This is a genomic window from Stenotrophomonas sp. NRRL B-14846 (assembly GCF_050473585.1).
GTDB lineage: Bacteria > Pseudomonadota > Gammaproteobacteria > Xanthomonadales > Xanthomonadaceae > Stenotrophomonas.
Genome location: NZ_JBFLUN010000022.1, coordinates 2,442,954 through 2,461,181 on the forward strand (window position 1 = coordinate 2,442,954; position 18,228 = coordinate 2,461,181).

An 18,228-nucleotide genomic window follows, 5' to 3' on the forward strand; every position below is an offset into this window, starting at 1 on the left:
CAATGGCCGGGCCCATGCCCAGCCATCGACTGCAATCGTACTACGCGACTGCGGCGACGACGCGTCGTCCGTGAACGCACAGGGCGCCTGCAGCGTGGATCAGACCGGTAATCCGATCTGCCTGCAGCTCGATCACAGCCCCATCCTCAGTTCCGAGCACGTAGCCGTTGGGCGCCAGCCATACGGCCATCCGTTGGCCGGGCTGTTCAGTGCGCAGTGCCCCGGACGCGACCACAGCAACAGCGCCCTCGATCGGCGCCAGCGCGCCCGTCATGTCCTGGGACCACTCGCGAGGACGGGGCCCTCGCAGGACTATGACACCTGCGCTCGTCCCTACAAACACGGCCCTCCCGACGGCAGCAAGCATCGTGATTCGGTGCGGGAACTGCACGAAACCGTGCCGCGGCGAATGCAGGCCGTAGCGGAGGGGTTCGCTGAACCGGAGCACGTTTCCGTGCGCTACTAGCAGATAGCCTTGGAACGAGGCGACATGCTGCCCTGGGGGCATGCGACGCAGGTTTCGGGTGTCTGCGGCGGCGTCGAGCCCGCCGTTGCCCAGGTGGTAGCTTGGGAAGCCGAGAGGGATCTCAGCCGCTCGGTACAGCTCCTCGCCGTTCGGATGGGTCCGGTAGATACGTAGGGCCGTAGCATCGCCCGCAGTCGGCAGCGCGGACAGGATGATTCCGCCTCCGTCGGGCACGTCTACGAACCGCAGCGATGAAAGGCCTCCCTCACCCTGATCGGAGACAAAGGCCACAGCCACGCCGTAGCGCCCCATGCGCATGCCTCCAGACTCACCTGCAGAAGCTGCCGGCGGAGGCGCATCAGGGACTCCGAGGGGCGCTGCGCGGCCGTTTTTGACGCGCAGCAATGTCGTCCGATTTCCCACAATAACCTCCCCATTGACCTCTGCATAGGTACATGGGTCGGCACTGTTCAGCAGCGCGATCGGTTGCAGGTCGGGGGCAGAAAGCAGCTCTGCCCCAGCGGCCACGAACGCCCCGGCGTTTCCGGACCAGATGCTGTGGAGGTCCGCGCGCGCATGTACCAAGCGTGCGCCACGGCGCCGCCCAGGCCTGCCGTCTCGGTCAATGTCGACGTTCGCGGCATCGACCAGCGCAACCTGCCGCCCCTCCTCGTCTCGCTTGAGCGTGCTGGACGCGCTCACGTTGTCCATTCCCAGCGGCCACGGGCCGAGCGGAGTAGTCATGGGCTCACCTGTCCTGTGTCAATTTTCGGAATCCCTACTCGGCCGTGTGCGCTTCCCTGCGCGGCCATTGCCTTATTGCCGCACCAGCGTGCGATGGCGGTCGGCACTCCTACTGCGTCTGCCCGGAATGTGTGGGGCGCGACGGGACGGCCAACTCTCGGCGCGCCGACCGTGCCGGCAAACCCGGCGGCACGCACCCCGCGCAGAATGATCGCGTTCCCGCTCGCTCCCATATCGGTACCGTGGACCTTGGCGTGCCCGGCCTCCCACCGATCGATGTCTCCGAATTCGCCGGCCTGCAACCCGCTTGGGCGCAGAATGGAGGTGCTCGCCAGCAGCGGAACGCCGCTTCCACCTGCCGCCAGCGCTCGGGGCCAGACGTAGCGTGTACCCATGCTGATCGACGGCCAACCCACGCTGCCGGCAGGCCCGACCGAAGCGCTGACAACCCGCCCGGTGCGGCGCACACGCATGCGCGCCGCGAAGTGGCCTGGCGTGTACTCAGCTACCGCCCCGTCTCCAAATCCGGCTGGCGACACGGAGCGAATCGCGTTGCTGACCCATGGCAATCCGTAAACCGCCATGTCCGCGCCCTGCGCGTTGAACGGCGGGTATGCGTGGCTTACCCAGTGCGATCGCCGCGGCCATGATGGCGCCGCCGGCGAGCTGATCGTGAAGCTGTCCCAGCCGCGCCCCAGCAGTTGGCGATGGAAGAGCTGGACCTCGGAAAGCCCGAAGCTGAGCCCGACGATCCCAGATGGCTTGGCCGTTCGGGGCCCATAGTCGGCCTCGATGATGATGGCCCTGCCGAACTCTGCCTGGTCCTTGCCAACGGCTTCCACGACACCACCCGCGTTCACCTTCGGGAATCCGAAACGCTGGAATCGGCTGCCCTCCATCCGAATGTACTGGGGATTGACCCGAAGCGCTGGGATTCCCAGCGCCCCTGCATTGACACCTACAGCAGTGACCGCCCGATGGAAATGGCTCACGCCAGCCTGACCCCACACCGGACGCTCCGTGGTGAGCTGGCCGTTGGCATTAAACAGACTGTAGAAATCCATGATGTGGCCCAGCTCGTTCCAATGGCCGGTGCTATAGGGATAGCCTCGCGGAGCCCACACGTAGCGCGGCCCAACGTCTGCAACAGGAGGAACCGGCGCGACCACACCCACCGGCGCGATGGTCCGCCAGGCATTGAGGGAGGGAGTTCCGAACTGGTTACCACCGATTTCGCGAGGCGGTGGGATGCCAATGGGCGCTATGCCCATGTACTCGAGCAGTTGCATGCCGTACTGGGTAGCGATGAAGCCTTCCGGCCGGATCGCATTCTCGCGCACGATCGGCGTACCTACCCTGCGCTCACCGCTGTCCCACCCAACCACACCGAGCGTTCTCGTTGCAGGTGGATCCGGAAGCACATTGCGGACAGCATGCGTTTGCGAAATCGGCCGCGGTGCAATGCCACCGGGTAACACTGGCTGCCGCCGGTCCTTTACGACATGTGTACCGAAGGCCTGGGCGTTGAATCCCTGCATGTCGAAGGATCGCCACCGGTGATAGATCCGTGCGTCGCCCCACAGAGTGGCCACTGCCCCCATCTGTTTCAGCTCTGGGGTGACGTTGCGCACGGTATTGCTGCCCATCTGGTTTGCCGGCGGCAGAACCGCCCAGGCAGCGATGATGTTGAAGCGCTGGTGCAGCGTGGCCAACCCGTGACGGAACGAAGCCCAGCCTTCAGCCTTCACCGTTCGCTGTAGGTGCTGCACAACCGCCGCTCCGAAAGGCGGCGGGTTGGGCAGCGAGAACGCGGCTACTGCACGAACCCGGAACGACACCATTCCCCTGCCGAACGCGGATTGGTCTACGCCCACGTGGCGGAACCACTGGCGGTTGCTCCACACCGGCCCGTGCTGACCGAAGACCTCAGTTCGCCAGCCTGCAGGAGCTACCACGCGCGCCGCGTTGTAGACGATGTTCCCCAGCGGGCTGCCCCACGCCAGTGAATCCCCACCTCGCGGCCTTACACTGCGGATTCGGTCCGCTACCAGCGTCATGCCCCACCGCGCCATGTCCTGATCCGGCAGGGTCCGGACGACCCGCGCCTTGTTGGCCACTGAAGGTCCACCCATCACCGCATGAATGCGCCCTTCCGTGCGCACCAGCTTGTTCCGGTTGTCCACGCGGGTGAAGGATCCGAACACCCCGCCATCGCTGGGGGAAGGTGCGAATAGCTGCAGAATCACCTGCAGCCTGTTGATGACCTCACCGCGGCCGAAGCGCTCCGGTTCACTGGGGCCGCCATCCATCCAACCAATCGGCTGCGCATGCTGGACGAAATTTTCCACCCGGTGCAGCGGGATAGGTGGCGGCGCCATACCGCGTCCAGCCACGTCTACGATCACACGCGGGACGTGCACCTCGTGAGTTCCCACGCGGCCTGGCAGGATCCCTTCGGGCATCACATCGTGGTTGAAGTCCAATCGGGCGTTGCCATAGCGCGTCGCGACAAACCACAGCGGAAACACCTGACGCTCGAAGAACCAGGCAACGGCACTGCCAAACGCGGCGGAGGTGATACCGCGATTGGAAAGGTCGATCCAACGAACTCCTCCTGCGAGGGTATGCGTGCCCCACAGCGTGGCCACCAGCCCGGCCGGCGTGATCCGTCGAATACCCAGGCTCACCCAGTGCTCACCGAACCCGCCGAAGGCATTCAGGCCAGCCGGTCGCACCTCTTGGTTGAAGTTGAATACCGTCGGCCGGCCGATGCCGCTCGGGGGGATGCCAACCGGAAAGGCCTGTGGGAAGCCGTTGACGACCAACGGCCGGCCGTAGCGGGACTGATCGGCGCCTGCAGGTCGCACGTAGGCCAGATGGTTCCGAACCACGCCAGCGCCGACAGCGCCTGCGAGGAACCCGGCAGGGCCAACATGCATCTGCTGGTTGCGCACCAGCGGCTGCCCCAACACGGTGAAGACCTCACCGCCAGGGAAGATGCCCAGATCCACCCCACCGATGGGCTGGAACGAGAGCGGAACATCGTTGCTGGGCGGACCGATATAGCCTGGCAGCGTAGTGCCGAAGTCGAGATCAACTCGAACCTTCGGGTCGGGCAGGACGGTACGCACCACCGTCGCCCCGCTCGGCATCGGTAGTCGACCGATGCCCCACGGAGAAACCGTGCCAGGCGGTGGATTCGGCAGCGGCCCGCCGAAACCGAGATCGAGAACACGGCTGTCCGCCGGGATGTATCCGGTCGGAAGTGTGTCAAATCGGAGTTCGACCTCGGTGGCCATGGTTACTGCAGTACGACGCGATCAGCGATCACTGCGTTGGTCAGTGGTGCGACCTCATCGTCCAGCGCAATCACGTACATCACTTTTCCAGGCAGCAGCGAAACGTCGATCGAGTAGCGGCCATCCGTGCCGCTCATTCCTCGACCAACGACACTCCCCGTCTCTCGTTCATGAATCACTACACGGCGTGCCGCCGGCGCACCTGCCTGGTCAACCACCGTGCCTGATACGGCTCCCCCTCGAGTGGTCATCTGGATCAGGTAACGCTGGCCACGCGGAATGGTCCCAACGTCCGCAACCGAAACCACGCTGGTGCCGGCGAACACCACAGCTTTTACGGTTACACCTGCGGCGGCCGCAGTGTTGTCCACAGCAACTTCGACACGCTTTCCAGCCACGGCTCGAGCTACGAACTTGACCCCCTCACCCGTGCGGTTGTAGCTGCCGCGGAACAGGCCAACAACGGAATTTCGAATTCCCGAGAACTCGGAGAGACCCGAGTCAAGGCCTGTCGGGTGGTAGATGAGCGCCACCCGGCGTCCCGTGTCCATGCTTTGGTACCGGTTGATGCCGTTCGAGGCAAGATTCGCGGTAAAGGACGTGCCGGCGCCGAAGTACAGCGGAGTAATCTCGATGCCGCCTTCGTACGCCACCGATAGCGAGTCGCGACCGCCAGGCCAGAGAGCTGGAGCATCGATCAACGAAATGCCGTCGTCTCCACCAATTGCCGTGTACGGAGTCGGATTTACCACGTCGGCCGCCCACTGGCTGAAGATCGCATCGAGCGTTCGCTCCTCCAACGTGAAGTCAATCATGGTGAAATGCTGATCGCTGATGGGCACCAGTACAGGCATATTCCAACTCCTCTGTTACGCCACGCCGAACGGGCTTTCGCTGCGCCAGCAGCCTTTCTCTGCATGCCAAGCGATGTAGCGATCCAGCCACCGCTGCAGCTCCCCGCGAGCTTGCGCATGCGCGGTCCGCTCTATTGCATAGCGCTCTGCATCCAAGCCGACATGGTTCGGCTCCCGCTCGGCGACGTACATCTGGTACGGCGGCAACCGGCAGAGAGCAGCCAAATCGAGCGCAGAGGCAAGCTCTGCTCCCATTGCGCCAAAGGCGGCGATACCGCCGGGCGCGAGTGACTGGGTTGGCGGCTTCTGGCTCATCTCTGCGCCCTCACAGCTTGAAGATGCGGTTCGTACCGTTGTCCCAGGTAACGATGATGTCGCCCCCGTTGGGGGTGATGGGCAAGCCGGTGGCGGTGTCGATGTAGGCGATCAGCGGGCTGGTGCCTTCGGTACCGGTGTCTGCGTAGAGCACCAGCGCCTCAATACTCGGGCCGGTCACACTCGAGAATGTGATGTCCGCCGCATCTGCCGCACCACCGGTCGTGGTCTTGCTCGTCAGCGTCACGCCGCTGGCGGTGCCCACACGCGCCGAGGTCGGGATGTCCGACAGGAACTCGTGCGTGGTGAAGTTCGCGGTGTATGCGCCTGTGTCCACCAAGATGCACTTGATGGTGTCGCTCAGCCAGTTGAACTGGCCTTCGAGGAAACGTTGCCGGCCCTTGTCGTAGAGGGTATTTGCCATGGTGATGCTCCAGGTTTAGCGGATGCCGCCGTAGGTGGTGGTGACGCGCTTGCGTTCGCGGTGCTTGCGCATCACGTCCGCAGTGTCTCGGGTACCGAATGTGCGCTCGAACTGTGTGAGCGCCAGGCCGGCTTTCTGCTGGTCTTCGGCGTCGGCCTCCGGCCGCGACCACTGCCGATAGAGCATCCAGTCCACCAGTCCCGCGTGATGGATGGTGCGGATCTCAGGAGTGTCCTCGTCGGCCACCATTTCCTTCAGCGGGAAGCGGTAGACCGAGAGCTGCAGCGTTCCTTCGCCGCTTGGGGTGGGCCACATGCGCACGCGTTCGCGTCCGTCGTCCGCCAGCACCTTCGGCCGGCTCGCCGATTTCCGTCGCCAATCAGGGTGGTCACGGATCCAATCCAACCCAGTCAGCTCAAGCTCGAACTCGCGGCCATCCGCGCGGATGAAACTGGCCGCCTCAATCCAGTGCACCAGCTCGCCCAGCTCCACCCGCTCCTGTCCGGGCTGAACGTCGTACGTGGTCACGCCGGGCCGCGGCGCGTCATCGAACAGCAGGCGCGCGCGAACGCATGCCTCCCGCACGGCCTCATTGGCGTATCCGATCAGGGTGGCGCCCTCCGCGAAGAAGGGCGCCACCTCGTCATCGGCCCGCCGCCGGTATTCGGCGATCAAGGCAGCCAGGTTCATGTCTTACTGGCCAGCGCCCGGCGCACCGTCGACACCGGCGCCGGCACCAGCTTCACCCTGCTGGCCAACCTGCGCACCACCGCCGTCCGCGCCTGCACCACCGGCCGCCTCCGCAGCCTTGCGCGCAGCTTCTTCCTGCTGGGCCTCCTCCACCATGGAATTCCATTCCTCGAGCACGAGGCCCTTGTCCGCGCGGAAGCCGCATTCCTTGCTGACGATGTTGATGTTCGGTGCGCCGCTACCGGTGAAGTCGCCTTCGCCGTTGCGCTCCACCATAAGGATCAACGCCTTCCGGATCTTGGCGCGCTCATCCAGCGGGGTGACGGCATTGGGACCGGCGACCGCCGGCTCGAGGGTGCGCGTCCGGATCGTGGTCTGGTCGCATTCGCAGCCCTTGGTCAGCGCTTCCTGGTGGAACATCTCCTGCAGGGGCTGCCAGTCGGGACCGACAAGGGTGACGTGTCCGCTGGACAGGGCCAGGCGCACGCCATCGGGGTGACGGAATTTCATGGTGGTGACTCCGAAGTGATAAAGAGAGGGCCGCCCGAAGGCGGCCCCGTGGATCAGCCGTAGATTTCGTCGCCGCCGCCGACGACGACGTACTCGGCGATGGCCAGTGCGCGGCCAGCGGTGGCACCGGTACCGGTCTGCGCCAGCGAGAAGGTCAGCGTGCCGCCTTCCGCGTAGTGCTTCGGAGCTTTGTCAGTCGTTTCGCTGCCGATGGACTTCACGTCCACAGCATCAGCGAACTTGGTGGTGCCGTCGCTGATGGTGGCCGTGGCGGTGGTGCCACTGTTGAACGCGACCACGGTCAGCAGCGCCACCGCGGTGATGATCGCGCCCTGCGGCAGCTTGACGGTGATCTCGTTGCCGGCGCCGATGTTCTTGACGCCCAGGTCGATCACGACCTTGCGCCCGAACTGGGTGTCGCTCTGCGTCTTGCTCATTGGATGTACCTCTCAGACGTTGGGATGAAGCATCGGCCCTTTCGGGCCGATGGTGTCTCATGTGGAACCTTCAGGTCACAGCGCGTGGTCGATCGCCATGATGCCGAAGTCCTCGACGCTGCCGCCGTCGTAGGAGCTGGGGAACTGCGGCTTCAGCCAGCCGCCCATCTTGGCGATGGAGATACCCTGGCGATTGCCATAGTCCATGGTCTCTTCGTCCCAGTCCGGTGCACCCAGGTCGGCCAGGGCCAGGCCCTGCGCGCCCAGCAGCAGCGAGCGGGTACCGTCGACCGTGCCCGCGTTGCCCCACTTGTTGCTGTTGGCCGCACCGGTGGTGCTGAAGGTGCGGGTGTACGGGTGGATCACCAGCCCGTTCATGGTCACGACGGCGCCCGAGAAAATCTTGTTGGCCTCGCCGCGCACGTCGCCACCGACCAGGCACTGGCGGAAGTCGGAATCACGGTACAGGTGCGCCATCGTTTCTTCGTGCACCAGCAGGATGTAGTAATCCTTGCCACCGATGTTCAGCGGGGTGATGCGCTTCATCTTGGCCTTGGCCTTGATGGACGGCAGCATGGCGTAGGCCGGCTTGTCGTCGGCCACGATCGCGCTGGTATCGCCAGCCACCAGGCCCAGCGTCTTCGAGTAGCGGAAGTGGCGATTCTTGCTCGGCGGGCGGATGTCGGCCGCATAGTCCAGGTCGGTCCACGGATCCTGGCCTTCCGGGGTGACACGCGGGCTGCCATCGGTGTTCAGGCCGTAGCTGATACCGGAAGCGGTCAGGATGGCCTGGTCTTCCCACGAATCGGCCAGCCACTCGGACAGCGAGCGACGCGCCGGGCGGCGGAACTGGATCACCGACTTCTGTTCGGCCAGCTTGCCCTTGTTGACCACACCATTGCGGATCTGGTCGAAGTTCACACGCTGCCAGTGCGCCTCGAGGGTGCGCTCGCGACCCTTCAGGCGGTTGTCGCCGACGGTACCGCCGCCGGTCATGCGCGAAATCAGGTGGAAGAACGCGCCGGCTTCGCCCTTGCTGTTCTTGGACAGCTCGGTGATGTGCTCGATCGCGCCCGAGCCTTCCTTGCCCAGCAGCTTGGTGAAGAAGAACTTGTCGGTCATCTCCTCGTACGCCTTCAGGCGGTACGCGAGCTTCTTTTGCGGCTCCATCGAGCCAAAGTCAGTTGCACCCATGGTGGGTTCTCCCTGCGGGGTTCATCAGTCGGAATGGGGAAATGTCTGGACTGACCTGTTCGCCGGTCGCCGCGAAGCGCAGCCATGGATCGGGGCTGCGAGCCGTGGGGTACCCACCCTTGGGACGCGATTGGTAACGCAGCTCGCGTGCTGCGAAGCACCTGCTCGGTGAGCGAGCCGCGCGTGGGGCGCGGCACCCTTTTCCCACTGCTGAACCCTACAGCTCGCCGTCCAGCAGCTCAGCACGCTGAGCCTGGGACAGCTTCTTGAAGTCACCCGGCTTCAACTCTTCCAGATTAACCTTGCCGGCCAGTGCGCCGCTACCCATGCCACCGGTCGGCAGCGGCGGAGTTCCCGATGCTGCCGCCGCGGCGCGGGCAGCAGCGACTGCGCGCGGGTCGACGTTGGCGGCGCCAGCACCGGCGGAACCGCCAGCACCACCAGCACCAGCCGGATTCCAGTTGAACGCCTCGTGCGCCTGCTTGCGCACGGTATCCAGCAGCGCATCATCGCTGAGGCGCTTCGTCGGATCCTGCTCGGCGTCGAGCTGCGCCATCAGGGAGGCCACCGCCTGCCGGCGGATCGGGTTGGCCAGGAAGTCCGCATTCTCGGCCTCCCACTTCTGCACCTTGCCGTTCCAGGACTGCAGATCGGCCTCCTGCTGCTGGCGGATCGTGTCCTGTCGCTGCGCTTCCTGCAGCTCATGGAAACGCAGGGTCGCGCGGTGCTCGGCCTCGGCCACCACCAGCGCGTCGCGCTGCTCGTTGTACTCGTCCGTATCGATGTCGCCGGCGTCCCACTTCTCCCGCAGGCTCTGCTTTTCCACAGCGAAGTCACGATCTGCCGGCCGCTGGCTGACAGATGGCTTCTGTGCCTTGAACTGCTTGAGTTCTTCGCGAGTCTCGCGAAGCTCCTTCAACACGCCGTTGAAGGCAGCCCGGTCGACGGGCTTCGAGTCATCCTCCTGGCCGGCCGCACCGGCGTCGCCGCCTTCGCTGCCAGCGGCACCGGCACCACCCTCGGCGCCAGCACCTGCTGCTCCTGCGGCCGCACCGCTGCCGGCTTCCCCGCCACCACCTTCGGCACCCGCAGCGCCGGCGGCTGCATCACCTTCGCCGCCAGCAGCACCAGCGGCGGCGGCAGCGGCGGCAGCGGCCGCATCGGGATCATCAGTGCCAGCTCCGGCAGCGCCAGCGGCGCCCTCAGTGCCAGCAGCGGCCTGGCCGGCGTCGTCGGTGTCGCCTGCATCGTCATCGATGGAGGCCAGCAGGCTCTGGCGGGTGGCCTCATCCATGTTGTTCGGGTGGGTGCTGTCGTCGGGGATCTGCGTGCTCATAGGGTGGTGACTCCTGGGTTATTGGATCGGCTGCTGGGACTGCATGCCGGCGGTGATGCCCGCCTCCGGGTTGTCCGGGGTGAGCGGATGGGTAGATGCCGGCGGCAGCGCCTCGGGCTCGGGCAGGGCGCCCGGCGCCGGCTGCGGCACGATCGGCGCCGCGTCTTGGTCTTTGAATCCGCTGGACCGCAGCAGCGCGTCGGCAATCTCGGCGGTCTGCGGGATCGCGGTGATGATCTCGGCCGTGCGCAGCGCGCTGAACTGCGCCTCGACGGCCTTTCCAACGGCCGTGTTGTCGGCCAGGCGCGCCTGCGCCCGTTTCAGCTCGGCCTCGGCTTCGGCGACCGGATCCGCCTTGCCCTGCGCCTCGCGCAGCGCATTGGCGATCTCGGTCTTGTCCGCCAGCGTCGAAGCCTTGAGGATGAACTGCGGCGGGATCTGGACACCCATCTTCGAGACGATCCGCTCCATCTGCTCGAGCTGGCCGTTGTCGAAGGTGACCGCATAGGGCTGCTCGCTGACCTCTACGTCGTACTCGCCGATGGTCAGGTCGTTGAGGATCGTGCCGTCGTCCTGCGGCATGTTCAGCAGCAGCGGGATGCGCCGCTCCACGCCGTACTCGTCAGGCTCGGCAATCCGGATGACGCGCGGCGCGGTGTAGAAGCGCTGGACCAGCTTGAGCGTGCGCTCGGCGAGCATCTGCCGGGTGCGGCTCAGGTTGTCCAGGGCAATGCCGAGCGCCTGCTGCGCGGCGAACTGGCGCGACTGGATGGCAATGCCGCTCATGTCTGCACTGCCCTGCCCCATCGCAGACTCATTCACCGCCGTGACCGTCTGCATGTTCCGCTGCAGGAAGTCGATCATGTTCTCGATGCCGCGCGGCGGCTGGTTGGGCTCGATCTTCTGGAACGGCTGGGTGCCCGGCTTCCGCAGCAGGACCAGGCCCGTTTCGCCACCGCGCGAGGTGAACTCCTCGTCGGTCATGTTCTCGAGCGAGTTGGCCTCGCCCTGCCAGCCGCCGTTGGCGCTGGCGTTGACGATGTGCGCGTACTGGCTCACGAACTTGTTGATGAGATCCTGTACCTGCGCGGCATTGTCGAGCATGCCGACCGTCTTGCCCCGACGGAAATAGGGGAAGTACGGGATCACCGTGAAGTGGTCGTAGGGCGACAGCTTGTCGTAGACGCACACCTCTGGTGCGCACACCTGCCACCGCACGCGGCGGATGCGCCGGCGCATCACGTGAACGCCCTGCTCGATCAGCCAGCCGATCAGCTCGGGCTCGAAGCCCTCGATGATGCGAAGGTCACCGGTCGCTGGCCACTTCGCCACCAGCGTCTGCTGGTACTCGTGGCTCTGGCGGTCCACCACCCTGTAGCGACGCCAGGTTCCCTCCTCCCCGTACCAGCCCATGTTCATCGCGTAGCTCGGCGGCATGTTGCCGAACGCGTCGCGCATCATCCCCTGCTCGTCGCCCCAGTTGTTGTGGACGTAGGCCATGGATGAGTCGCGGATCTCGTCCGCCGCGTCCTTGCCGTAGTTCTGCTCGATCTGCGAGTGCGTGAGCCAACGAGTGATGCTGCAATCGGCCCAACTGTCCGGGTTGTAGGACGTTGCATCAGGATCCGGCAGCACGTCGCGCGGATCGAAGGTGGTCAGACTGACCTCGCCCTCGTCGTTGTCGTCGTAGTTCATGCGCAGGTCCAGGTAACCGCGCTGCTGGATCAGACCGTCGAGGAACGAGTCTGTCTCGTGGAACCGGTACTGGGTATTGCCCAGGGCGTGCTTGATGACCTTCGAAATTACCTTGGCGCGCTGCTCATCGGCCTGGCCGCCCTTGGGCAGGTAGGCCATGTCCACACGGTTCTGGATCTGGTAGCCGACGGCAGCGTTCACTGCCTGCATGCACATGTTGACCTCGACCGCAGGCCGTCCATCAGCCTCGACCTCCTGCCGGATGGAGGGATCCCATTGCCGCCCCGCGCCGAGGTAGTAGTCGTCCAGCCGCGTCGCGGTGGCCATGAAGTCCTCATGCCCGCGCTTGTAGCACTCGTCCAGCCGCCAGAACACGTCGCGGGCGGTGTCGCGGTTCTTCGTTACGTCGCTCATCGGTCAGCGGCTCATGTAGCTGCGGCCCTTGGTCTTGGCCGCGAGTAGGCGCCGCTTCCAGTCGCCCGAATCCTTCGTGATGATCGCGGCGGGGTTGTATCCCTGCGCGTACTGACGGAAGGCGTCGGCGTAGTTGGAGTGGCTGTCGTGGATCGGCTCGTCAGTGAACGCGCCGATGGCTTTGTTGAATCGCTTCCGGTAGGCGGCCAGCGAGGCCAGGCCATCGGCGCATTCCTCCTCATCGAACCAGCAGCCTGCGAATGCGGCTCGGGTCTGGTTGATGCCGACCAGAACGTGGTCAACGCGCGGCACGATCTCGAAGCTCTGCCCGGCCATCTGCTCGCGCAGGAGCTGGATCATGGTCTTGCCCGTCTGCAGGGAGGTGTTGGCCGCGTCGTGCGGCACGTAGTGCTTCCCGTAGACGTACCCGCGCTCGGTGCCCAGCTCCTGCAGGTACCGGGTGTAGTGCGAGATGTCGTAGCCGCTGTTCTGGTACGCGTGGATGAAGCGGTTCGTGAGCCCGATCTGCTGGTGGAACCAGATCGAATTGAAGTCGTTGTAGCCGAGATCCCAGAACGTGTTGACCGGTACGCCTGGTACGAACGGCACCTTGCCGATGCGCTGCTGCGCACGGGCCGCCTGCAGCTCGCGGAAGTAGAACGCACCCTCGACACGGTTGCCGCTCCACCGACCGGCCAGCAGCGCATCGCGCTCCTCCGGGGGCAGCATCATCAGCGTCTCGCGGTAGCCGGTGCCGCGCAGGTGCTTGTTGTCGGTCAGCTTCGCCGGGATGAATCGGCGGGTGAAGGTTCTCGGCACCTCACGATAGCCGCCCTCGCCGTCCTCCTCTTCGAACATCATGGAGACCGGCAGGCACGTCGGCCCGCCGTCCTCCTCGATGCCCCACCGTTCCATCACCCAGCGCTGGCCCACGCCATCGGGGTTGGTGGTGCCGCGCATGTACCTGGGCAGATCCCGCGCCGTGGTGCGGTTGCGGCTCATCAGGTAGAGGTAGCAGGTCGCGGTTGGCCACAGGGTCAGCTCATCGAACCCGATGTAGTTCCATGCGCGGCCTCGATACTTGAACCGGTCATTGTCGGCGTTGAGATAGCCGAACTCGACCATGCCGCCCCACGGCGTCTTCCAGCGGTGCTCGATCTTGTCGTAGTGAGCGCCCTCGATGAACTGCGGGTACAGCTCGTGTGACCGGTCGATGAGGTCTTTCAGCTCCGGGAAGCTGCGGCGGAACAGGATGCCGCGGTGCTGCGGGTGCTGGGGACCGTTCCAAGGCAGACACCATGCGTCGATCAGCAGCGAATCCGACTTGCCGCCGCCGGCAGCGCCGCCGTACAGCACCTCGTAGTCGTCGCAGGCCAGAAAATCAGACTGCTTTGGCGTGGGCTGCCACACGATGTCCTCGGCGGGGTAGTCGAGGCTCATGGCTCAGCCCTGCTGTGCCAGCGATTGCACCCGGCGAACCATGAATGCCGGCGCGTTGCCCTTGCGTTGCGGCTGCTCGAGGCGCTGCGCGGAGCCCTCGATCGCATCCTGCAGGCCTGCCGACTGGCCCTGCCCCGTCTTCGCCGGCACCACCACCACGCCGACGCGGTGGGTGTGCTCCACCTTCTTCTTCTTGTCCGGGAACGCATCGATGAGCTGCAGCGCTGTGCGCAGCGCCGCATGCTTGTCGGCGAACTTGATCTTGTTGGTGACGCCGATCTTCTCGCGCGTGTCGCCCACACCGGCGTACAGGTCGATCTGCTGCACCTCCGCGATCATCGCGCCCGCATCCTTGGGCCACTCGTGCGGCGGCAGCAGCGCGCCATCCTCACCGAACAGCGCTGCAGGGTCGCCGAATGCCAGCTTGGCCAGCTCCGCCATGCAGCGCTCGAAGGTGATCTCCGCCGTCCGCACCACGGAGCCGACCAGGTAGTCGTGCACGATCCGGACATCCGGGTTCGCGGCGAACTGCGAAGCATTGGCCTTGGCCGTCTTCTCGGCGTAGCCGGCCTTCAATGCTGCCTCCGTCTGGCTCCCTGCCATCGGCAAGGCGAGCGCGAACGCCTTGAGCTTCCCGCCCAGCCGCTTGTACGCCTCGATCACCTGCGCAGGTGCACCGGCCAGTACGTCCGTGCTCACGTCGATCCTATGCCGATCAGGTCGCCAGCGCGCCCGACCCACGCAGAGACGCCATCAAGGCCTTGACCTGCGCCACGACATCCGTCTCGCTCGTGGGATCAGCAACGGCCACGCCCTGCTTTACGCCGCCGATGGCTACGCCTGCAGCCGGCAGTGAGTAGGCGTTGGCATTCGCTGCGATGCCATCCAGCTTGGCCTTGTCGGCGCCAGACATGAAGCCGGCAGCAGCGGTGGTGGCGGCACCATGGGTGTGGTTGCCAGCCGCTGCAGTGGTCGCAGTCGCGCCGATGGCCAGGTTGGACGAGCCGGTACCCGCACCAATGGCCGTCCGTGCTGCGGCCTGGTCGGCGGCCGTCAACACCTGCTTGCCGACCGAGCTGGCGTCGGTGATGTTGTCGGCAGTGATCGGCAGAGTGCCACCGCCACCGCCGCCACCAGCAACGTCGCCCTTCACCATGGCCTGGGCGAAATGCTTCTGGCTCACGTCAACGGCAATGCTGCCGAACGGCAGCAGGCCGGCGGCCGCAGCGGCCTTCACCTTGGTGGCCAGGCCCTCGGGGGTGTCCGATACCAGGATCGTGTAGTCGTCAAGCGCCATGGGGCGTCCTCATTTCAGGTGGATGATTCCGGTCTTGTCCAGCCGTTGCAGGCACTGGACGCATGCGCCGCGGCGGACCTCGCAGGTCTGCAGCTTGCCGATCAGGGTGGGCACAACCTCCCCACCCAGCTCGTCCCACGCCTCGGCGTTGTTGGGGTCTGCCTCCCACCGCACACCGGCGTCACCGTTAACCGTGCACGGCAGGAGGCAGATTTCGTTGCACTGCGCCGGCACCGGGCGCGTGATCCGGCCGCAGCCGGCCAGCAGCGCCGCGACGGCGATGGCGATAAGCGCAGTGCGCATGGCTCAGTCCTGGCTCTCGCCGGTGGCACCGGCCGTGATGATCGGGGTGATGGTGGCCACCTGCCGGTCAATCTCGGCCAGCACGTCTTCGCCGAGCATGCTGATGCTGATTTCGTCGGGCTCGTCGCCCTCCTCCACCCAGCCCAGGTCTGCCAAGCGCTGCACCTGCTCGGCGCTGAGCGTGGTTTCCCCGCTCTCGGCGAACTGGGCGTCCAGCGTCACCAGCGCTACTACGTCCTCACGGCCCGCGCTGATGCCGGCGGCTGCGAGGGATGGCGGCGCGCACGGCGGCGAGGGAGCGCTCACGCACCACCTGCCTTCTTGGCCTGGCCAACCTGGTACGGCATCCACTCCGCGCGATGGCCTGCTGCACAGGCCTGGTCGCCGGGCTGGATCAGTTGCACCCGCTGGAAGGGGAACAGGCCGCCATGGTGATCGGTCACCAACAGGTTGACGCAGTGATCGTCGTGCACATAGATCACGGTGGCGTCCATCGGCTGCTGCTCCTCACCGATGGCCATGGTTTTGACCATCCCAGCCGGCATGCTGCGATGCGGATCCAGGAAGAACCACACCTTGCGGCCCACGCTCGGCTTGATGACCTTCGGCTCGCTCGCGGCGGCGGCCTCTGCCGTTCCCGCGATCTGATCGCGACGGCGGAAGCCCAGCAGCGGCCAGCACTGGTCGATGGCCTCCTCGCGAGCTGCTGCACGCCCGAGCGCTTCATCGAAGTCCGCCGGATCGATGGCCCCGTAGTTCACGCCGATCACCTTGCATCCGTTGCGAAGGATCAGCACGCACAGCGTTACCTGGTTGAGCGCACTGTAGTGCTCCTTCGTCAGGTAGTTGTTGCTGAACGCGCCGGCGCCGCTGGCGTAGAACTCGTCAACGATCTCGGCCTCGATCTCGGCCAAGGTGACGCGGCTCACAGCAGCACCTCGAGTGCCAGCACGAGGGCCAGCAGTGCGAGGGAGCGATAGAACCATGCCTTCGCCTTGGCTTCCTTGGCCTGCGCGGCCAGGTTGGCAATGCTGGCTTCGGTGCGGGCGATTTCCAGCTCCTGCTCGAGGTACTGGGGTTGGAACTGACGGGTCTGCGGGGTCACGGTGACGACTCCTGATTGGTTGCGCCGCTGAGGGCGCGGTTGATCGCATCCACGCGCTGCTGGCCGGGAGCGCACTGCTCCGGCAACGGCTGCTTGGCTGCGATGGATCGGTATTCGATGCGGACGCGCTGGCCGCGATCAGCGATGCGCTCGAGGTCGGCCATCAGCTTCGCGTCGTCGCGTGTGCGCTGTTCGGCCATGCCGGTGACTGCGCGCAGGCTGGCCGATAGCGCCTCGTTCTCGAGCCGCATCGGTGCCGTCATGGCGCGGTAGGCCTGCCAGATGTTGAGGGAGGCCAGCACCAGACACAGCGCGGCGAGGATCGCCACCCACTTCCATGCAGCCCACCAGGCCTCAAGGCGCGCGATCATTTGCTGAACACCGTGGCGATCTTGAACAGCAGCCCGGTGATGAACGACGACAGGCCGCCGACCATCAGCAGCGTCTTCCAGCTCCCGCGCGCCTCGGTGAGCACGTCATGGATCTCCTGCACCTGGGCCTGCATTTCCTTCTGCTGCTGCACCAGCGTGGTGATCTGCTCTCCCTGAGCCTTGATCGTTGCTTCCATTCGGCCCATGTCGCGGTGGATCTGCATATCGCTCATCGGGCGCGGCCCTCTGCAAGCCGGGCCGCGTCTTCATAGCGGTTGCACAGCCCGGTTTCGTTGACGGTCCCACGCCACAGGCGGCACATGGAGCGGTATTGGCGCGCCATGCAGGCCACGTCGGCCGCAGGCACGCACACGTCGCGCAATGCGCGCATTTCGCTGCGGCGGCTGCCGGCCATGCTGGCGCCACGGTTGTAGACGGTGGCCGTCAGGCTGCCTTGCGCGTCCGGTGGCAGCCGGTCCCAGCCGTTGGAGAACGTCCGCTTCGCCAGCCGGTGGTACGCCGGCAGCGTCACCGCGCGGAACACCTGTTCGCAGTAGCTGTACGGCGTGGTGATGTCGCGGTAGCGCGAAAGAACAGCCCGTGCGTCCTGGCCGGTGATGCCGGCGGTGGTGCTCAGGCGCTGCACCGCGTAGTGCTTGGCCCAGTCGCGGCCGATCACCGCCGGCGTCTGGTGTCCACCGTCGTAGCCCACGCACCAGGTGATGCCAGACGCGCCACCCGGCCACACCGGCCAGCGCAGGCGCTCTTCGTAGTGCCGTGCGCTGGTGATCTCCCACCGGATGATGTGGGCCACGGCCGCGTCGGACACCTGCTCCGGCACCAGCGGCGCCGGCGGGACGATGGACTGCACCGCTTCCCGCGCACGGACCATTGCCGATGGCACCTCATCGAGTGCCCGCTGCGCGCCGTGCGCGCTGCCCAGGCTCAGGGCGAGAAGAAGTGCAGCAGCAGAACTACGCATGCGATCCACACGATGGTGTCGGTGATGTAGACGATCAGCGGACCGCGACGGCCGGCGACGATGCCGGCCCACAGTTCCTGTCCCTCTTCCTTGCTGAGCTTGCGGCGCTGGCGGCGGCGAGCCAGCCAGGCCAGCCCGAGCGCAGCGATCGCGTACGCGGTCTGGATCGGTAGTTCGATCAAGCGAGCCACGACATCGACGGTGGAGGCCGGGTCCAGTGCGCCCAGCACCACCCATGCAGCAATAGCGATCAGGGCCAAGGCCGGCAGCCAGACAACCGGCTCCTGCCAGCGCCGCAGCCAGGTAGCGATGGATTTCATGTGGACCTCGAGGAAGTTCGGCCAGCGCCCGG

General features: G+C 65.7%; 22 protein-coding genes. All 22 read right to left on the bottom strand.

What is annotated here, in order from left to right:
* Window positions 1–40: 40 nt before the first annotated feature.
* Window positions 41–1,210, bottom strand: coding sequence for a hypothetical protein (locus tag AB1281_RS13505; RefSeq protein WP_164085141.1), 1,170 nt, complete (start codon window positions 1,208–1,210; stop codon window positions 41–43).
* A complete protein-coding gene (locus tag AB1281_RS13510; RefSeq protein WP_430346149.1) occupies window positions 1,207–4,509 on the bottom strand; it encodes a hypothetical protein in 3,303 nt (1,100 codons plus the stop codon). Before AB1281_RS13510 ends, AB1281_RS13505 begins: the two co-directional genes overlap by 4 nt.
* 2 nt (window positions 4,510–4,511) lie before the next feature.
* Window positions 4,512–5,363, bottom strand: a complete 852-nt coding sequence (locus AB1281_RS13515) for a hypothetical protein (RefSeq protein ID WP_430346150.1) — start codon at window positions 5,361–5,363, stop codon at window positions 4,512–4,514.
* A 15-nt stretch (window positions 5,364–5,378) separates the two neighbouring features.
* The gene (locus AB1281_RS13520; RefSeq protein WP_164085143.1) at window positions 5,379–5,678 is read right to left on the bottom strand and encodes a hypothetical protein; all 300 of its coding nucleotides are present in this window, start codon (window positions 5,676–5,678) and stop codon (window positions 5,379–5,381) included.
* A gap of 10 nt (window positions 5,679–5,688) precedes the next feature.
* The gene (locus AB1281_RS13525; RefSeq protein ID WP_008266645.1) at window positions 5,689–6,102 is read right to left on the bottom strand and encodes a hypothetical protein; all 414 of its coding nucleotides are present in this window, start codon (window positions 6,100–6,102) and stop codon (window positions 5,689–5,691) included.
* A gap of 15 nt (window positions 6,103–6,117) precedes the next feature.
* Window positions 6,118–6,792 carry a DUF6682 family protein gene (locus AB1281_RS13530; RefSeq protein WP_430346151.1) on the bottom strand — a complete coding sequence of 225 codons (675 nt, stop codon included), beginning with the start codon at window positions 6,790–6,792 and terminating at the stop codon, window positions 6,118–6,120.
* 3 nt (window positions 6,793–6,795) lie between these two features.
* Window positions 6,796–7,302, bottom strand: coding sequence for a hypothetical protein (locus tag AB1281_RS13535; protein WP_430346152.1), 507 nt, complete (start codon window positions 7,300–7,302; stop codon window positions 6,796–6,798).
* A 53-nt stretch (window positions 7,303–7,355) separates the two neighbouring features.
* Window positions 7,356–7,739, bottom strand: coding sequence for a hypothetical protein (locus AB1281_RS13540; protein WP_430346153.1), 384 nt, complete (start codon window positions 7,737–7,739; stop codon window positions 7,356–7,358).
* A 75-nt stretch (window positions 7,740–7,814) separates the two neighbouring features.
* Window positions 7,815–8,933, bottom strand: a complete 1,119-nt coding sequence (locus AB1281_RS13545) for a DUF4043 family protein (RefSeq protein WP_008265674.1) — start codon at window positions 8,931–8,933, stop codon at window positions 7,815–7,817.
* A gap of 217 nt (window positions 8,934–9,150) precedes the next feature.
* Window positions 9,151–10,269, bottom strand: coding sequence for a hypothetical protein (locus tag AB1281_RS13550; protein ID WP_008265989.1), 1,119 nt, complete (start codon window positions 10,267–10,269; stop codon window positions 9,151–9,153).
* A gap of 18 nt (window positions 10,270–10,287) precedes the next feature.
* A complete protein-coding gene (locus AB1281_RS13555) occupies window positions 10,288–12,378 on the bottom strand; it encodes a hypothetical protein (protein WP_008266975.1) in 2,091 nt (696 codons plus the stop codon).
* 3 nt (window positions 12,379–12,381) lie between these two features.
* Window positions 12,382–13,818: a terminase large subunit domain-containing protein gene (locus tag AB1281_RS13560; RefSeq protein WP_008266580.1), complete on the bottom strand. Its 1,437-nt coding sequence runs from the start codon at window positions 13,816–13,818 to the stop codon at window positions 12,382–12,384.
* A 3-nt stretch (window positions 13,819–13,821) separates the two neighbouring features.
* Window positions 13,822–14,481, bottom strand: coding sequence for a terminase small subunit (locus AB1281_RS13565; RefSeq protein WP_430346154.1), 660 nt, complete (start codon window positions 14,479–14,481; stop codon window positions 13,822–13,824).
* Between the two features lie 52 nt (window positions 14,482–14,533).
* Window positions 14,534–15,115, bottom strand: coding sequence for a head fiber protein (locus AB1281_RS13570; protein WP_430346155.1), 582 nt, complete (start codon window positions 15,113–15,115; stop codon window positions 14,534–14,536).
* A 9-nt stretch (window positions 15,116–15,124) separates the two neighbouring features.
* Window positions 15,125–15,418, bottom strand: coding sequence for a hypothetical protein (locus tag AB1281_RS13575; RefSeq protein WP_430346156.1), 294 nt, complete (start codon window positions 15,416–15,418; stop codon window positions 15,125–15,127).
* 3 nt (window positions 15,419–15,421) lie between these two features.
* Window positions 15,422–15,724 (bottom strand): hypothetical protein, encoded by a 303-nt coding sequence (locus AB1281_RS13580; protein WP_180853771.1) that lies wholly within the window; start codon window positions 15,722–15,724, stop codon window positions 15,422–15,424.
* A complete protein-coding gene (locus AB1281_RS13585) occupies window positions 15,721–16,347 on the bottom strand; it encodes a Gp49 family protein (protein ID WP_430346157.1) in 627 nt (208 codons plus the stop codon). Before AB1281_RS13585 ends, AB1281_RS13580 begins: the two co-directional genes overlap by 4 nt.
* Complete coding sequence (locus tag AB1281_RS13590; protein ID WP_040007350.1) at window positions 16,344–16,523, bottom strand: hypothetical protein; 180 nt, start codon at window positions 16,521–16,523, stop codon at window positions 16,344–16,346. The genes AB1281_RS13585 and AB1281_RS13590 overlap by 4 nt, the downstream gene beginning before the upstream one ends.
* Window positions 16,520–16,852 (bottom strand): hypothetical protein, encoded by a 333-nt coding sequence (locus AB1281_RS13595; RefSeq protein ID WP_430346158.1) that lies wholly within the window; start codon window positions 16,850–16,852, stop codon window positions 16,520–16,522. Before AB1281_RS13595 ends, AB1281_RS13590 begins: the two co-directional genes overlap by 4 nt.
* Window positions 16,853–16,890: 38 nt before the next feature.
* The gene (locus AB1281_RS13600) at window positions 16,891–17,127 is read right to left on the bottom strand and encodes a hypothetical protein (protein ID WP_008268153.1); all 237 of its coding nucleotides are present in this window, start codon (window positions 17,125–17,127) and stop codon (window positions 16,891–16,893) included.
* Window positions 17,124–17,876, bottom strand: coding sequence for a hypothetical protein (locus AB1281_RS13605; RefSeq protein ID WP_430346159.1), 753 nt, complete (start codon window positions 17,874–17,876; stop codon window positions 17,124–17,126). Before AB1281_RS13605 ends, AB1281_RS13600 begins: the two co-directional genes overlap by 4 nt.
* Complete coding sequence (locus AB1281_RS13610) at window positions 17,840–18,196, bottom strand: hypothetical protein (protein ID WP_430346160.1); 357 nt, start codon at window positions 18,194–18,196, stop codon at window positions 17,840–17,842. The genes AB1281_RS13605 and AB1281_RS13610 overlap by 37 nt, the downstream gene beginning before the upstream one ends.
* Between the last annotated feature and the right edge of the window lie 32 nt (window positions 18,197–18,228).

Coding starts and splice junctions, on each gene's coding strand:
- AB1281_RS13505 (WP_164085141.1), bottom strand. CDS start 1,210: ATGACTACTCCGCTCGGCCCGTGGCCGCTGGGAATGGACAACGTGAGC.
- AB1281_RS13510 (WP_430346149.1), bottom strand. CDS start 4,509: ATGGCCACCGAGGTCGAACTCCGATTTGACACACTTCCGACCGGATAC.
- AB1281_RS13515 (WP_430346150.1), bottom strand. CDS start 5,363: ATGCCTGTACTGGTGCCCATCAGCGATCAGCATTTCACCATGATTGAC.
- AB1281_RS13520 (WP_164085143.1), bottom strand. CDS start 5,678: ATGAGCCAGAAGCCGCCAACCCAGTCACTCGCGCCCGGCGGTATCGCC.
- AB1281_RS13525 (WP_008266645.1), bottom strand. CDS start 6,102: ATGGCAAATACCCTCTACGACAAGGGCCGGCAACGTTTCCTCGAAGGC.
- AB1281_RS13530 (WP_430346151.1), bottom strand. CDS start 6,792: ATGAACCTGGCTGCCTTGATCGCCGAATACCGGCGGCGGGCCGATGAC.
- AB1281_RS13535 (WP_430346152.1), bottom strand. CDS start 7,302: ATGAAATTCCGTCACCCCGATGGCGTGCGCCTGGCCCTGTCCAGCGGA.
- AB1281_RS13540 (WP_430346153.1), bottom strand. CDS start 7,739: ATGAGCAAGACGCAGAGCGACACCCAGTTCGGGCGCAAGGTCGTGATC.
- AB1281_RS13545 (WP_008265674.1), bottom strand. CDS start 8,933: ATGGGTGCAACTGACTTTGGCTCGATGGAGCCGCAAAAGAAGCTCGCG.
- AB1281_RS13550 (WP_008265989.1), bottom strand. CDS start 10,269: ATGAGCACGCAGATCCCCGACGACAGCACCCACCCGAACAACATGGAT.
- AB1281_RS13555 (WP_008266975.1), bottom strand. CDS start 12,378: ATGAGCGACGTAACGAAGAACCGCGACACCGCCCGCGACGTGTTCTGG.
- AB1281_RS13560 (WP_008266580.1), bottom strand. CDS start 13,818: ATGAGCCTCGACTACCCCGCCGAGGACATCGTGTGGCAGCCCACGCCA.
- AB1281_RS13570 (WP_430346155.1), bottom strand. CDS start 15,115: ATGGCGCTTGACGACTACACGATCCTGGTATCGGACACCCCCGAGGGC.
- AB1281_RS13575 (WP_430346156.1), bottom strand. CDS start 15,418: ATGCGCACTGCGCTTATCGCCATCGCCGTCGCGGCGCTGCTGGCCGGC.
- AB1281_RS13600 (WP_008268153.1), bottom strand. CDS start 17,127: ATGAGCGATATGCAGATCCACCGCGACATGGGCCGAATGGAAGCAACG.
- AB1281_RS13605 (WP_430346159.1), bottom strand. CDS start 17,876: ATGCGTAGTTCTGCTGCTGCACTTCTTCTCGCCCTGAGCCTGGGCAGC.
- AB1281_RS13610 (WP_430346160.1), bottom strand. CDS start 18,196: ATGAAATCCATCGCTACCTGGCTGCGGCGCTGGCAGGAGCCGGTTGTC.